The following is a 14,433-nucleotide window of genomic DNA, read 5'->3' on the forward strand; positions in this document are numbered from 1 at the left end:
TTCGCGGTCCCCCTCCCCCGTTTCGCTACGCTCAGCAGGGGAGGATCACTTCCGCCGTTTCATCTTCGCCGGAGCATGCGCCAGCCGCAACAGATTCGCAGCCCCCGGCGCGCCGAACGGCGTCCCGGCCAGGATCAGGATCCTCTGCCCCGGCTGGGCCAGACCATAGTCCATGGCCCCGTTGACCGCATCGTCGGTGACCTGTTCCAGCGAGTCCGGCTGGCGGCCCAGACGCGGCTCCAGCCCCCAGACCAACGCCAGCCGCCGCGCCGTGTCCGGGTTGGGCGTCAGGGCCAGCACCGTGTGCAGGGGCCGCTCGCGCGCCATCCGCCGGGCCGTGCCGCCCAGGGTGGTGAACACGACGATACAGGCGGTCGACTGGGCCTCACCGGCTTTGCGCGCCGCGGCCACCAGGGCATCGGCGTCGATGTCGTCCATGCCGGCGTGTTCGGCATCCATCAGGCTGGGCCAGACCGGATCGCGTTCGACCCGCTCCATGATGCGGTTCATCATGGTCACCGCCTCGACCGGATAGTCGCCCGAGGCCGTCTCGGCCGACAACATCAGGGCATCAGCCCCCTCATAGACGGCATTGGCGACATCGGTGGCCTCGGCCCGGGTCGGTGCGGGGGCACTGGTCATCGACTCCAGCATCTGGGTCGCCACGATCACTGGCACCCCGCGATGGCGAGCCGCGCGAATGATGGCCTTTTGCGCCACCGGCACCTCTTCGGGCTCCAGCTCGACGCCCAGATCGCCGCGCGCCACCATCACCCCGTCGGAATAGTCGAGGATGGCCTCCAACTCGTTCAGCGCCTGCGGCTTTTCGATCTTTGCCAGACAGGCCGCCTTGCCGTTCACCAGCCGCTTCAGTTCGGCCATATCCTCGGCCTTCTGCACAAAGCTGAGCGCCACCCAGTCCACGCCGATCCGCAGGGCAAAGGCCAGATCCTCGCGGTCCTTGGGCGTCAGGGCCGACACCGGGATGACGGCTTCCGGCACCGCCACCCCCTTGCGGTCCGACAGCTTCGAGCCGCTTTCGACCGTCACATCGGCCCAGTCGTCCGATCGCTTGCCGACGCGCAGCCGCACCCGGCCGTCGTCCAGCAACAGCAGCATGCCTTCGCGCAACGCCCTGAAGATTTCCGGATGCGGCATCTGCACCCGCTTTTCGTCGCCCGGCTCGGGGTCGAGGTCGAAGCGCATCTTGTGGCCAGGTTTGATGTCGATCTCGACGTCCCGGAACCGGCCCAGCCGCAGCTTGGGCCCCTGCAGGTCGGCCAGCACGCCCAGCGGCCGCTTCAACGCCATCTCGGCCCCACGCACCGCCTTCAGCGCCGCCGCATGGTCGTCGTGCGAGCCGTGGCTGAAGTTCAGGCGGAATACGTCTACCCCGGCCTGGGCCAGGGTCTTGACCATGCCGGGCGACCGGCTGGCCGGTCCCAGGGTCGCGACGATCCGGGCGTGTCGGGCTCTCTTCATCGAATATCCATGCGAACGGAGGGGATTTCCCCCTTGTGCCCACGAAACCGCGTCGGGTTAAGGGCGGTTCTTGGCGCGAAACACGAAGTTACGCCCCCCAGTCGCGCCCCGACCCGTTTCGCGCTACCTCAGGCGCAGCAAAGGAGACGACCATGGCAGGCCTCAAGGACAAGCGCGGCTTCATCGACAAGGACCGGCTGGACCTGTCCGAGCGTCAGGCCGTCGAACACTGGATGAAGCGCTGGGGCGTCACCCGCGACCAGCTGACCGCCGCCCACCGCAAGGCCGGCCGCAACGTCAAGGACATCGCCGCCGAGCTTGGCAAGAAGCGCTGAGCCATGGTGCGAGCGGCGGGGGTCGAACCCGCATGACCGAAGTCGAGGGATTTTAAGTCCCTTGCGTCTACCAGTTTCGCCACGCTCGCCAGAGGGCCTATTGCGCTGCCCGTAACGCTCTAAAGTCGATATCCGAGTTGGCCAGCAGCCACAGGAAGGCGGCCCAGGCAGCGACATTCTGGTCCAGCGCCTCGGGATCGATCCGGTCCAGCACATCGTCGGCCGTATGGTGCCAGTCGAAATAGTCCATGCCTTGCTGGTTCAGGCGAAAGGCGGGCACACCGGCCTGCACCAGCGGCGTGGTGTCGGGCCCGCCCCCGGTCGCAGGCGCTCCATCGAACAGGATGCCCAGCGGGGTCAGCACCCGCATCGCCGCGCGGCGCAGCGCGCTGTCACCCGCGCCCGCCGGCAGGGCCAAGCTGTAGATCCGGCCCGCGCCGAAATCGCTTTCGCTGGCGGCGACATGCATATCCAGGTCATCGGCCCGGCGGTCGGCATAGAAGCGCGCGCCGGCCAGACCCTGCGAGGGCGGCGGCTGGCTGACCTCCTCCGATCCCCACCAGACCACGCGGATGGTGCGGCGCGGCTGCACTGGCAGGTCCTCGATCAGTTTCAGCGCTGCCGTGGTGATGGCGATGCCCGCCCCGTCGTCGATCGCGCCTGTGCCCAGGTCCCAGCTGTCCAGATGCCCGCCGATGACGATCACCTGATCGGGAAACTCCCATCCGACGACCTCGGCCACGACATTCTGCGAATGGCTATCGGCGACAAAGCCCGCGCCCGACACCAGCCGCATGCGGATCGGCTCATCGCTCAGGCGTTGCGCGCGGCGCAGCTGGTCGGCGTCCGGCGGGCTTATGGCAAAGGCCGGGATCTGGCCCTCGCCGACCCGGGTCGCCCCCGTATGGGCAAAGCGGTGGTCATGGGTGCCCAGCGAGCGCAGCACATAGCCGACCGCCCCCCGGCTGGCCGCCTCGAACGGCCCCTGCCCCCGGATGGGCGAACTGGTGCCATAGCCCCGGCCGTCCTGGGCCGGCACCGTATCTTGCAGCACCACCACGATCTTGTCGGTCAGCGAGCCCTCGGGCTGGTCCAGCAGCTCCTGATAGGTCTCGAAGATCACCGCCTCGGCTTCAATCCCGCCCGGCGGGGTCGAAATCGTCCCACCGAGCGCGGTCGCGACCAGCGGCTGGGGAAAGGGGGTCAGGATCTCGACCCGCGTCTCGCCCCGTTCCCACAGCTTCAGCGGAAAGGATTCGATCTCGACATTGGCAAAGCCCATGCCGGTCATCAGCTCGGCGCCCCATTGCGCCGATGCCTGTTCCGAGGCCGAGCCCGCCGGACGCGGTCCGAACCGTGTGGTCAGTTCCTCGACGATCTCCCAGGCGCCGCTGCCCTCAAGCGCGCGATCCCGCAGCTGTTCGGCTATGCGGATGTCCTCGGCGCTCTGGGCCTGGGTGGACGAGGCCGCGCCCAGGGCGATCAAACCCAGCGCCCCCGCCAAAGCTGTTGCTGCAAGCCGCATCGTCATCTCCCCCGAATACCGGAGCCGCAGTCCTAGCGGCTCAGGGGCGGGGCGCAAAGCCTGATCGGCTAAGCGCTATTCGACGTCCTGGAAATAGGGCTCGACCGGTCCCTGCAGCTTGACGGTCAGGGCCTTGCCACGCCGGTCGACGCGATTGCCGACGGCCAGCCGCACCCAGCCTTCCGACACGCAGTATTCCTCGACATTGGTCTTTTCCTCGCCCTTGAAGCGAATGCCGACGCCCCGCGCCAGCACGGTCTCATCGTGGAATTTGCTGTCGGGATCGACGCACAGACGATCGGGCGGGGTATCGGACATGACGGGTCCTCGGGCGGAAGAGAAACGAAGATCGCCCTCTTAGAGCCTCAGCCGGTCAAGGCAAGGGGACGCCTATTGCACCGTCTGACGGGCTGGGCCCCTTGCCGGGGCATCAGCGGTGGCCGGTGCGCGCTGGGCGGGAGTCTCCGCTGCGGGCGGCGGGGCCTGACGCGTCGGCGGGGTCGAACGGGCGGGCTGACGGGCAGGCTGTGCGCGCGTCGTGGCCGGGGGCGTGGCCGGGGTCGCGGCGGGCGTGGCCGCAGGCGTCGTCGCGGGCGTCGGCGCATCCCGCGTCGCGGCGGCCGCCCGCGCTTCCAGATCCGGACGGGTGTTCATCCCGGCCAGCTTCTCGGTCAGCTCGCGCGCCTCGGCGGGCGGCATCTGCGCCATGATGGCTGCGAGAGCCCGGGGCCGCATGGCCGCTGCCACCGGCAGGCGGACCTCATCGTCCAGCGTCGTGAACACCGCTGCGGCATCGCGCGGACGCATGGCCGAATAGACCTGCACCAGCCGGTCGACCTCGGCCTGTTCCTTCTCGTCCAGCTGGCCCAGCATGCCCTCGACCTCGCCCTTGACGGCATTCAGCTCGGCGATACGGGCGTCGATCTTCTGCTCGGCCGCGATCAGCAGCGGCAGCATGGTCGCCATCTCTTCCTCGCGGGCGTCCAGCTCGACGCGACGGCCCGACAGCGACTGGATGACGCGAAGCTCAGCCGGTGAAATCCCGGCCTGATCCGCCAGCTGTTCATCGGTCAGGGTGCAGACCCCGGTCACCGGCGGGGTGGGGTTCTGCGTTCCCTCGGCGGGCACGGCTTCCTCGGCCCAGGCCACCGCCCCCTGGAACATGCCCGGCATGGTGCCTGCTGCACGCACGGCAATCACCCCGCCGATGGCGATGGCAACGAGGGGCAGAAGGCGGGGCAGCTTGGACATCAGGGTCTTTCAGAGAGCGCGAAAGGAGGGGGTCAGGCAGCAAACAGGTCTTCATCCAGACTGCGCCGCGCGCGGTTCAGGCTTTGTTTCGCAGCGTGGTTAGCGGCCAGCGCCTGCAGCACGGGGGCAAAGCGTTCCGCCGCCTCTCCTGGCACATCCGGGGCGACGGCCAGGCTCTCCAGCTTGCCGTAAAGGTCGGTCGCGGGATCGGCGCCCGGCGCCATCTTCAGCCTCGGCTCGGGCGCAGGCGCCGCAGCAACCGCCGCCCGGACCTCGCGCCCCTCGCGCGCCAGCAGACCTTCCAGTTCCTGCTTCAGGGCCCGAGCCTTGACGATACGGTCGTGCAGCAGATCGGTTTCCTGACCGGCTTCGCGCAGGGTCTTCAGCGCTGACTCAGCCCGCCCGGCCGCGCTGTTCAGCTCCGCAATCGCCCCGGCGAACGCCGCCTGACCCTCGCGGACCGCCTTCAGACGACGATCCAGTCGCACGCCATAGGCGATGGCGCTGACCAGCAGCAGCATCAGTATGGCATCCAGAACCGTTCCGATCATGACAGATCCCTGTGTTTGGTCAGCCGCTCGGCGATCTCCGCCCGCACCGGCGCCTCGACGCGCACGGCGATATTCTGTCCCTTGCGGCCCATCCGCCCCGTCGTCAGCGGGATGGTGCCGCTGCGGATCGAGATTTCGGAATTGGGCGTCGCATTCAGCATCAGGGTGTCGCCAACCTTGAGGTTCAGCACCCGCGACAGGGGCACCTGCTGCTCGTCCAGAACAGCCCGCACCTCGGTGCCCGTGGTCCACAGCTCGGTCGCAAGGTGGCCTTCCCAGATGTTGTCGCGGCCGAACTTCTCGCCCATGAACTGCTGCAGCAGCATCTTGCGGATCGGCTCCAGCGTGCCGTACGGCAGCAACAGCTCGATGCGCCCGCCGCGGTCCTCCATATCGATGCGCAGCTTGACCAGAATGGCCGCATTGGCCGGTCGGGCGATGGCCGCAAAGCGCGGATTGGTCTCCAGACGGTCGAGGTTGAAATGCACCGGCGTCAGCGGCTCGAATGCCGCCTTGGCATCGTTCAGCACCACCTCGACCATGCGCTGCACCAGCACCCGCTCGATGGTCGTATAGGGCCGCCCTTCGATCCTGAGCGCCGCCGTGCCGCGCCGCCCGCCCAGCAGCACATCGACGATCGAATAGATCAGGTTCGAATCGACCGTCAGCAGGCCATAGTTGTCCAGCTCCTCGGCCCGAAACACGGCCAGGATCGCCGGCAGCGGGATCGAGTTCAGATAGTCGCCGAACCGGATCGACGAGATGTTGTCGAGGCTGACTTCGACGTTGTCGCTGGTGAAGTTGCGCAGCGAGGTCGTCATCAACCGCACCAGGCGGTCAAAGACGATCTCGAGCATCGGCAGGCGCTCATAGCTGACCAGCGCCGAGTTGATGATCGCCCGGATGCCCGAGCGCTCCTCGTCGTCGCCGCTCATGTCAAAGCCGAGCAGGCTGTCGATCTCTTCCTGATTCAGGACCCGTTCGGGCATCAGGCCGGCACGACCGTCACCGGATTCGGTGCCGCCGAACGGATCGTCCTCGGTATCGGCGAGCGCGGCCTCGGCCATCCTAGTTCACCAGCATTTCTTCGATCAGCACGGCTTCCGCCTTCCCGGGCGCCAGGATCAGATTGACCCGACGCAGGATTTCCGCGCGCAGCTGGAAATTGCCGGCCGAGCCGTTCAGATCCTCGGTGCGCAGTTCGCGCAGGAACCCCTGGAACATGTCCTGCAGGCGCGGCATCTCGGCCATCAGCTGATCGGCCAGGTGGGCATCCTCCAGCTCCAGCGTCAGCCGCAGCTTCAGATAGGCGGGCCGACCGTCGGCGGTCTGAATGTTCACCACCATGTCCGGCAGGGTGTAGAAGGTCACCCCATCAGGCCCTTCGGTGATCTTGCCCAGCGCCGGGTCCAGCTCTTCGCCCCCCTTGCCGCCGTGGCCGCCGCCCTTGTCGGCCTTCTTCGTGTCGCCGTGGCCGTCGTCCTTGGGCGCCTCGTGTCCCTCGGCGCCATCGGCTGCCGCAGGTTTGGGCGACAGCATGAAGAAGGCGCCCGCGCCCCCGCCCCCCAGCACCAGCAGAGCGACGGGAATGATGATGAAAAGCAGCGGCAATTTCTTCTTGGCGGGCGCTGCGCCCTCGCCGTCGCCACCTTCGCCGGCGCCTTCGGCCACGGCGACGTCCGTCCCCTCGGCCTGTTTCTTCTTGCCAAATTTCAGCATGCGCTATGGCCCCACTCTGACCGGCCTAAAGAAGCGGGTTTTGGTTAACGGGGCGTTTAGAACCGGCATTTCCTGCCGGGTGCCCGACGCGTTCAATTCGTTATCATATTGATTTTAATGCGTTAACTATATTGGCACAGCCCTTGCGACACCCCGGTCGAAGGAGTTCCGCCTTGGAAAACGTCGCCTACATCGGATTGTCTCGCCAGATGACGCTGCGCCGCGAGCTCGACATCGTGGCCAACAACATCGCCAATGCGAACACCACCGGCTTCAAGGTCGAGCAGCTGATGGTCGGCACCGAGGTCGGCCAGGGGGCCCGCAATGACGCCGTCCGCCCGGGGGTCAGCTTTGTTCTGGACCGGGGCGTGGGTCGCGATTACGGCCAGGGCGCCCTTTCGCAGACCGGTCGCACTCTCGACTTCGCCATCGAGGGCGACGGCGCCTTCTTCACCGTCCAGGACGGCGACGCCGAGGCCTATACCCGCGACGGCGCCTTCACCATCAGCCCCGAGGGCCTGCTGGTCACCGCCGCCGGACTGCCGGTGCTCGGCGACGGCGGCGAGATCCTGCTCGACCCGGCACGCGGTGCCCCCCAGGTGGCCGGTGACGGCACCATCAGTCAGGACGGCCAGATCGTCGGACGCCTGACCGTCGTGCGCTTCGACACCCTGTCAGTGCTCGAAAAGGCCGGCGACGGCCTGTACCGCAACACCTCGAATGCCCAGCCGATGGACGCCCCCGACGCCCGCATCCATCAGGGGATGCTGGAGGGCTCCAACGTCAATCCCATCCTCGAAATCACCAATCTGATCGAGATCAGCCGCAGCTATGAGCGCATCTCGAAAATGATCGAACAGAGCAACGAACTGAGCCGCAAGTCCGTCGAGCGGCTGGGGCGCGTGGGCTGATGCCGACCCGTCCCCTTCCCCCTTCCCCCTCAAGGAGAGCAATCCCATGAGAGCGCTACGCACCGCCGCCTCCGGCATGTCAGCCCAGCAGCTGAACGTCGAGGTCATCTCCAACAACATCGCCAACATGAACACGGTCGGCTTCAAGCGTCAGCGGGCCGAGTTCCAGGACCTGCTGTACCAGAACGTCGAACGCATGGGCGGCAGCTCCTCGGCCCAGGGCACGGTGGTCCCGACCGGCATCCAGATCGGTGCCGGTGTGAAGGCCGGCAGCGTCTACCGCATCACCGAACAGGGCACCCCCACCCAGACCGGAAACCGGCTGGACCTGGCCATCGACGGCAAGGGCTATTTCCAGATCACCCTGCCCTCGGGCGAGACCGCCTACACCCGCGCCGGCAACTTCTCGGTCAATGGCGAGGGCCAGGTCGTCACCGACGATGGCTATCCCGTCGAGCCCGCGATCAGCATCCCGCAGGACGCCATCGACGTCTTCATCTCCAAGGCGGGCGAGGTCCAGATCATCCAGGCCGGCCAGACCGAACCGACCGTCGTCGGCCAGATCGAGATCGCCACCTTCTTCAATGAAGCGGGCCTCGAGGCCATCGGCGACAACCTGATGCTCGAAACCGCCGCTTCCGGCCCCGCCACCCCGGGCGCCCCGGGCGAGCCCGGCTTCGGCCAGCTGCTGCAGGGCTATACCGAGGCCTCGAACGTCGACGCCGTCTCCGAGATCAGCGCCCTGATCATCGCCCAGCGCGCCTATGAAATGAACTCCAAGGTCATCTCGACCGCCGACGAAATGATGTCGGTCTCGGCCCAGGTGAAGGGCTGATGGCTCGCCTCGCCTCTCGCCTCATCCGCCGCCTCGCGCTCGGCGTCTGCCTTGCCTTTGCCGCTTCGGCGGCGCTGGCCTCGGCGCCGGTCACCCTGCGCGACAATCCGGTCGACGACGACGGTCAGGTCACGCTCGGCGAACTGTTCGAGGGCGCCGGTGCCGCTGCCGATATCGTCATCGCCCGCCGCGCTGGCCCGACGGTCGTGCTCGACGCCGGCATGGTCCAGGCCCGCGCCCATCAGGCCGGTCTGGTCTGGGCAAACCCGCGCGGCCTGCGCCGTGTGGTGGTCCGTCAGGGCAGCGCCGCCCCCTCCGCCACGTCCGCGACCTCTGCCGCGGCCCGCCCGGGCGAGACCATCGAGGTCCTGACCTGGACCCGCAGCCTCGCCGCTGGCGACCTCATCCGCCCCGAGGACCTCGCCTGGACCGAGGTTCAGGCCCACCGCGCCCCCGTCGGCGGTCCTGCTGACGCCGAGGAGGTCATCGGCCTGTCCGCGCGTCGGGCCCTGCGTTCCGGCACCCCCGTGTTGGGCCGCGACCTCGCCCAGCCCCAGGTCATCGCCCGCAACGACATGGTCCAGGTCGCCTATGTCGATCAGGGCCTGACCCTGACCATCACCGGCCGGGCCACCCGCGATGCCGCCATCGGCGAGCCCGTGCCCATCCTGAACCTGCAGTCCGGCCGGACCATCGAGGCCATCGCCACCGCCCCCGGTCAGGCCATGGTCGGCCCCGCCGCCCGTACCTTCCGCGCCCAATCCCGCTGATCCGTCCCGCTGAGAGGATTCCCATGCGTATCGTCCTGACCCTGACCGCCCTCTCTGCCCTGTCGGTGGGCGCCTGCTCGACCGCGATCGAGGCGGTGCGCGGCCCTGAACTGGCCCCGATCGGCTATCCGGCGGCCCTCGTTCCGGTGCAGCAGCAGTATCTGCCGGCCCCGGAATCCCGCCCCGCCAGCGCCAACAGCCTGTGGCGTACCGGGGCCCGCACCTTCTTCGGTGACCAGCGCGCCCGCTATGTCGGCGACATCGTCACCGTCCGCATCGACATCGATGACAGCGCCCAGACCCAGAACTCGACCCAGCGCGCCCGCACCAATGACGCCTCGGGCGGGGTGACCAACTTCTTCGGGCTGGAGAGCAGCCTCGGCCAGGCCTTCCCGGGCGGCTTCGACCCCGCCAACATGGTCGGCGTCCAGGGTCAGGCCAATGCCTCCGGATCCGGCAGCGTCAACCGTTCCGAGCGGGTCAACCTGACCATCGCAGCCGTCGTCACCGATGTCCTGCCCAACGGCAATCTGATCATTCAGGGTCGTCAGGAGGTCCGCACCAACCGCGAGGTGCGCGAGCTGACCATCGCCGGCATCGTCCGGCCACAGGACATCTCCTCGGCCAACAGCATAGACCACACCCAGATCGCCGAGGCCCGCATTTCCTACGGCGGCCGTGGCGACATCAGCCGCATGCAGGCCACACCCGCGGCTCAGTCCCTGGTCGAGCGCTTCAGCCCCTTCTGAGCCCCGCCCCCACACCCCAAAGCTCACCCCCGGCAATTTCTGCCGGGGGTCGAAGCTTGGCCGTGAACCGTTAACGGACGACGGCGTTCTCCTCGCAACAGAGGTGTTCGCATGTTCAAGATTCTGATCCCCGCCGTCGCCGCACTGGGCCTGGTCGCCCACGCTGCCCAGAGCTACACCGCCGAAGACGGCGTTGCTGCGGCTCCGATCATGCTCGTGGCTGAGGCTCCGGTCGAAGCCGCGCCTGCGACGCCCGCGATGGACTGGCATTTCCACACCGAGGGCGACACCGCCAAACTGGCCTATGGCGTCGCCAACTCCGACCAGCTGGTGCTGATGCTGATGTGCACGCCCGGCGAGGACAAGGTGTCGACGCTCGGCTCGGTCCGCGCCGAGGCTGATACGGCCACCGGCCAGACCTCTTATCAGGACCCCATGACCGGCGGCGTCCTGCACGAATCCGAGATCGCCCGGAACGATGCCGCGCTCGCCGACCTCGCCGCGACCGGCAAAATGACCGTCGTCAGCGATCAGGGGAAGGTTGCTATCGGTTCGCCCGAAGCCGATCAGGAAGCCGTGAAGGCCTTCTTCGCCTCTTGCGGAACGGCCCCGGCCTGATCATCTCTTCTCCGTTCGGGAGAGGGAAACCATGATGATTACGCTGGCTGCGATACTGGCCCTGCATACTGGTCTGGCCCAGGCCGACGGCTGGGTCTGGTCCCTTTACGAGGACACGCGCGAGACCGTCCTCGCCCGTGAAATCCCCGACACTGATCGCCTGACCACCACCCTCGCCTGCGCCCCCGGCTCGGGCCGGGTCGTGGTCAGCTTCTATGACTTGCCGGCCCGTGCAGGGTTCGCCAACTTCCGCTCCGGCGACGCCAGCGGCACGGCCCAGATGGCGGCGGGCGAGGGCTCCGATCCCTTCTCCCTGACCCTGCGCACCGATCATCCAGCCATCGCCAACTTCACGGCGACCGGATCGCTGGAAGTGGTGGCCGGCGACCAGACGCGTACGATCACCTTCTCGCGCCCCCACCTTGCAAAGCTGCGCCGTTTCACGGAAATCTGTGCGGGTTGAGCCCGACGGCTCGGGGGACATCATGCGCGCCACCTCACTGCCGCTCCTCGTCGCGCTTCTGACGCTGGGCGCCTGCGCGTCGATGGACCCCGCGCCCACAGCCCTCAGCCCGACCGATACCCCGGATTCCGCACCCCAGCCGATCGCCGATCACGACTGGGCCTTCTACGTCGAGGACGATCAGGCCTCCCTCGCCTATGGCCGGGCCGAGAGCGACGACGTCTGGCTGTCCCTCGCCTGTAACAAGGACAGCGGCCGCCTCGACCTGTTCCGTCCCGCCGATGCCGATGGCCAGCCCGTCATCTACCTCGAATCCGGCGGCGAGACCGAGCGCTTCACCGGGCGCATCGAGCCTTCCGAGCTGTTCGAGCACGGCGAGGTCCTGGCCGAGGCCCCGACCACGCCCCCGGTGTTCCAGCGGTTTCGCAGGCTGGGCTGGCTGGGCCTTCACGACGCCGAGGGCCGGGCCCTGATGGTGGCCCACCCGACCTCCACCGACGGCATAGAGCGCTTCTTCGCCTACTGCGGCTGAGCCTCCGCTTGACGGGACGGTCCCCCTCGTCTCGACTGCCCGCTCGACTTCTGGGGGAATGACCAATGAACAGACCGGTTCTGGCCACGGCGCTCGCAGCGCTCATGATCGGCGTCTCCGCCTGCGCGACACCCGCAGCCGACCCGGCCTCCCCCGCCGCCGTCACAGCCCCTACCGCCAGCCAGGCCCAGTCTTCCGGTGAAGCTCTGGCCGCCGTCATCACAGACTATGAGGCCTTCCTCAAACGGCACGACCCCTTCGGCGCCTCACAGGAAGGCGACGAGGCCGCGAAATCCCGCCTACCCGACCTCTCGCGTGAAGGCGAGCTGGCCCGCAGGCCTGAGCTTGTCGCCCTGTCCGACCGGCTGGCCGCCATCGACGTCACGGCCCTCAGCCCGGCCGAGGCCCAGAACCACGCCTTTGCCACCTGGCTGATCACCCGCGCCATCGAGGGCATCGACCTCGACGTCTCGCGCATGGCCTTCAACTCCGAAGGCGGCTTTGGCCAGTCGGCGGCCTATATCGCCGGCTCGGCCCGCCTGACCGACCGCGACGATGTCGAGGCCTGGCTGACCCGGCTGGAAAACATGGGCCCCCTGTTTGACGCGACCCTCGCCAATGCCCGCCGAGGCCTCGACACCGGCCTGCTCCAGTCGCGCTCGGTGGTCGAAAGCGCCCTGCTGCTGGCCGAGACCGACGCCGCCCTGACCGCTGCCACCGACCCGCTTCTGCGCCCCACCGCCAACCTTCCGGCCTCGATCCCCGAGGGCGAGCGCCGCGCGTATCAGGCCCGGGCCGAATCCATCGTCCGCGACCACATCCAGCCGCGCCGCCGCGCCTGGCGGGACTTCCTCAAGGACGACTATCTGCCGGTCGCGCCGGAGACCCCCGGTCTGGTTCACCGCCCCGGCGGCCGTGACATCTATGCCTGGCTGGTGCGTGGCTACACCACCACCGACCTGACCCCCGACCAGGTCCACCAGATCGGTCTCGACGAGGTTGCCCGCATCCGGGCCCGCATGGAGATCGAGATGCGCGCCGCCGGCTGGACCGGCGACTTCCCCGGCTTCCTGACCTTCCTGCGCACCGACCCGCAGTTCTACGCCTCCACCCGCGAGGAGCTGCTGGAAAAGGCGTCGGAAATGTCCAAGCGCGCCGATGACGGCCTACCCGCCCTGTTCGGCACCCTGCCCCGCCTGCCTTACGGCGTCCGTCCCGTGCCCGCCGAGATCGAGGCCAACTACACCACCGGCCGCTACTTCTCCGGCTCGATGCGGAACGGCATCGCGGGCGGCTATATGGTGAACACCTCACGCCTCGACCAGCGCCCGCTCTACGAACTCCCGGCCCTGACGCTGCACGAGGCCGTGCCCGGCCACCATCTGCAGATCGCCCTGCAGCAGGAAGCCGCCGACCAGCCCTATTTCCGCCGCGACGCCAATGTCACCGCCTTCACCGAGGGCTGGGGCCTCTATGCCGAATTCCTTGGCGAGGAGATGGGCTTTTACCGCACCCCCTACGAACGCTTCGGCCGCCTCAGCTATGAGATGTGGCGCGCCTGCCGCCTCGTCGCCGACACCGGCATGCACTGGATGGGCTGGTCCGTCGAACAGGCCCGCACCTGTTTCACTGACAACTCGGCGCTCGCCCCCCACAATATCGAGACCGAACTGCAGCGCTATGTCGGCTGGCCCGGTCAGGCCACGGCCTACAAGATCGGCGAGATCCGCCTGCGCCAGATCCGCACCCGCGCCGAGGCGGCCCTGGGCGAAGACTTCGACGTCCGCGCCTTCCACGACGCCCTGCTGGTCCCCGGCCCCCTGCCCCTCGCCCTGCTCGACGCCCACATGGACCGCTGGATCGAGGAACAGCGGGCGAAGCAGTAGTCGTCTGCGAAGCGGGTTCATCACAGCGACCACGGCGATTTCACAGAGGACACAGCGGGGTCGAGCGCGCTGCCCCCGCTGTGCTCTTCGTGCCCTCGTTGTGTTCGCTGTGATGAACCCCTCCCTTAAGCCCCCTCTCCCGGCGGGAGAGGGGGTTGGGGGTGAGGGGCTAACCGCATCCTTCGGCGTGAGCCGTCGCACCGGTCCTGCCACGGCTTGCGCCGACTGACACCGTCGCCCCTCATCCGTCGCTCGCGCGACACCTTCTCCCATCGGGAGAAGGGACAATGATGATGGGTTGAGCGCCTCAGTTATGATAGTCGCCCCCGAATTCCCCCGCCCTTTCAACGCCCCCACCGTTTCCCGGACCGTTCTTCCCGACCAGGTCCAGCCGTATGCAACCCTCAGAGTGTCCCGTCGCACGGAGGGCTCGTAAGGCCTGCGACCTTGTGAGCGGCGGGAGCGGATGGAGCGGGGTTGTTGGGACACCGCCGATCAAACTTCGGGCCTCAAGCAGTGAGCGCCCGCGGCGCGAACGGTAGGCCCCAAAAACATTGGGTCGAGGGGGATACTCGACCGTTCCGGGAGGTGTCGCAGGACATCCCCGCCCGCCGGGGGCGCTGCGGTAAGGCCCGAACACGGCCACCCGACGCAAGCTTCCGGAAAACCACCGCGCGGAGCGTCGCTCTTCGTCGAAACGGTAAACTCTAACTCATCCGGGCGAAGGCCCGGCGCTCCGCCTGCCCTCCACCTCTGCCCCCCGGCGAGAGGCGTCCAGCCATGGCCTTCTCCCCTCGTGGGAGAAG

General features: G+C 68.0%; 16 protein-coding genes and 1 tRNA gene. 9 read left to right on the plus strand and 8 right to left on the minus strand.

The features are described 5' to 3' along the window. Positions 1 to 45 precede the first annotated feature (45 nt). On the minus strand, positions 46 to 1,482 hold the full coding sequence (gene pyk / locus B4K74_RS07840) for a pyruvate kinase (RefSeq protein ID WP_286692469.1): 1,437 nt from the start codon (positions 1,480 to 1,482) through the stop codon (positions 46 to 48). A 152-nt stretch (positions 1,483 to 1,634) separates the two neighbouring features. Here pyk and B4K74_RS07845 point away from each other — a divergent pair, with 152 nt between their 5' ends. Next, positions 1,635 to 1,817 (plus strand): DUF3606 domain-containing protein, encoded by a 183-nt coding sequence (locus tag B4K74_RS07845; protein WP_286692470.1) that lies wholly within the window; start codon positions 1,635 to 1,637, stop codon positions 1,815 to 1,817. A 4-nt stretch (positions 1,818 to 1,821) separates the two neighbouring features. Here B4K74_RS07845 and B4K74_RS07850 read toward each other — a convergent pair. The 7 genes from B4K74_RS07850 to B4K74_RS07880 form a co-directional block, all read right to left on the minus strand. Next, a tRNA-Leu gene (locus tag B4K74_RS07850) sits at positions 1,822 to 1,906 on the minus strand. Positions 1,907 to 1,914: 8 nt separating this feature from the next. Beyond that, the gene (locus tag B4K74_RS07855; RefSeq protein WP_286692471.1) at positions 1,915 to 3,342 is read right to left on the minus strand and encodes a M20/M25/M40 family metallo-hydrolase; all 1,428 of its coding nucleotides are present in this window, start codon (positions 3,340 to 3,342) and stop codon (positions 1,915 to 1,917) included. Positions 3,343 to 3,417: 75 nt separating this feature from the next. Then, positions 3,418 to 3,660 (minus strand): DUF3297 family protein, encoded by a 243-nt coding sequence (locus B4K74_RS07860; RefSeq protein WP_286692472.1) that lies wholly within the window; start codon positions 3,658 to 3,660, stop codon positions 3,418 to 3,420. A 72-nt stretch (positions 3,661 to 3,732) separates the two neighbouring features. Continuing rightward, a complete protein-coding gene (locus tag B4K74_RS07865) occupies positions 3,733 to 4,593 on the minus strand; it encodes a MotE family protein (protein ID WP_286692473.1) in 861 nt (286 codons plus the stop codon). 32 nt (positions 4,594 to 4,625) lie between these two features. Continuing rightward, complete coding sequence (locus B4K74_RS07870) at positions 4,626 to 5,144, minus strand: DUF6468 domain-containing protein (RefSeq protein ID WP_286692474.1); 519 nt, start codon at positions 5,142 to 5,144, stop codon at positions 4,626 to 4,628. Beyond that, positions 5,141 to 6,211: a flagellar motor switch protein FliM gene (gene fliM, locus B4K74_RS07875; RefSeq protein ID WP_123287332.1), complete on the minus strand. Its 1,071-nt coding sequence runs from the start codon at positions 6,209 to 6,211 to the stop codon at positions 5,141 to 5,143. The genes B4K74_RS07870 and fliM overlap by 4 nt, the downstream gene beginning before the upstream one ends. A 1-nt stretch (position 6,212) precedes the next feature. Then, the gene (locus B4K74_RS07880; protein ID WP_286692475.1) at positions 6,213 to 6,863 is read right to left on the minus strand and encodes a flagellar basal body-associated FliL family protein; all 651 of its coding nucleotides are present in this window, start codon (positions 6,861 to 6,863) and stop codon (positions 6,213 to 6,215) included. 173 nt (positions 6,864 to 7,036) lie between these two features. Here B4K74_RS07880 and flgF point away from each other — a divergent pair, with 173 nt between their 5' ends. The 8 genes from flgF to B4K74_RS07920 all read left to right on the plus strand — a co-directional run bounded on the left by flgF (position 7,037) and on the right by B4K74_RS07920 (position 13,627). Continuing rightward, positions 7,037 to 7,774 (plus strand): flagellar basal-body rod protein FlgF, encoded by a 738-nt coding sequence (gene flgF, locus B4K74_RS07885; protein ID WP_286692476.1) that lies wholly within the window; start codon positions 7,037 to 7,039, stop codon positions 7,772 to 7,774. A 46-nt stretch (positions 7,775 to 7,820) separates the two neighbouring features. Beyond that, positions 7,821 to 8,609 carry a flagellar basal-body rod protein FlgG gene (gene flgG, locus B4K74_RS07890; RefSeq protein WP_286692477.1) on the plus strand — a complete coding sequence of 263 codons (789 nt, stop codon included), beginning with the start codon at positions 7,821 to 7,823 and terminating at the stop codon, positions 8,607 to 8,609. Further along, a complete protein-coding gene (gene flgA, locus B4K74_RS07895) occupies positions 8,609 to 9,379 on the plus strand; it encodes a flagellar basal body P-ring formation chaperone FlgA (RefSeq protein ID WP_286692478.1) in 771 nt (256 codons plus the stop codon). Before flgG ends, flgA begins: the two co-directional genes overlap by 1 nt. Before the next feature lie 23 nt (positions 9,380 to 9,402). Beyond that, positions 9,403 to 10,128 (plus strand): flagellar basal body L-ring protein FlgH, encoded by a 726-nt coding sequence (gene flgH, locus B4K74_RS07900; RefSeq protein ID WP_286692479.1) that lies wholly within the window; start codon positions 9,403 to 9,405, stop codon positions 10,126 to 10,128. A 111-nt stretch (positions 10,129 to 10,239) separates the two neighbouring features. Next, on the plus strand, positions 10,240 to 10,746 hold the full coding sequence (locus tag B4K74_RS07905; protein WP_286692480.1) for a hypothetical protein: 507 nt from the start codon (positions 10,240 to 10,242) through the stop codon (positions 10,744 to 10,746). Positions 10,747 to 10,777: 31 nt separating this feature from the next. After that, positions 10,778 to 11,209 carry a hypothetical protein gene (locus tag B4K74_RS07910; protein WP_123287346.1) on the plus strand — a complete coding sequence of 144 codons (432 nt, stop codon included), beginning with the start codon at positions 10,778 to 10,780 and terminating at the stop codon, positions 11,207 to 11,209. Positions 11,210 to 11,231: 22 nt separating this feature from the next. Further along, complete coding sequence (locus B4K74_RS07915) at positions 11,232 to 11,741, plus strand: hypothetical protein (RefSeq protein ID WP_286692481.1); 510 nt, start codon at positions 11,232 to 11,234, stop codon at positions 11,739 to 11,741. A 65-nt stretch (positions 11,742 to 11,806) separates the two neighbouring features. Next, positions 11,807 to 13,627, plus strand: coding sequence for a DUF885 domain-containing protein (locus B4K74_RS07920; protein WP_286692482.1), 1,821 nt, complete (start codon positions 11,807 to 11,809; stop codon positions 13,625 to 13,627). The last annotated feature ends 806 nt before the right edge of the window (positions 13,628 to 14,433 follow it).

The sequence above is a fragment of the Brevundimonas sp. UBA2503 genome (assembly GCF_002341485.1).
Taxonomy (GTDB): domain Bacteria; phylum Pseudomonadota; class Alphaproteobacteria; order Caulobacterales; family Caulobacteraceae; genus Brevundimonas; species Brevundimonas halotolerans.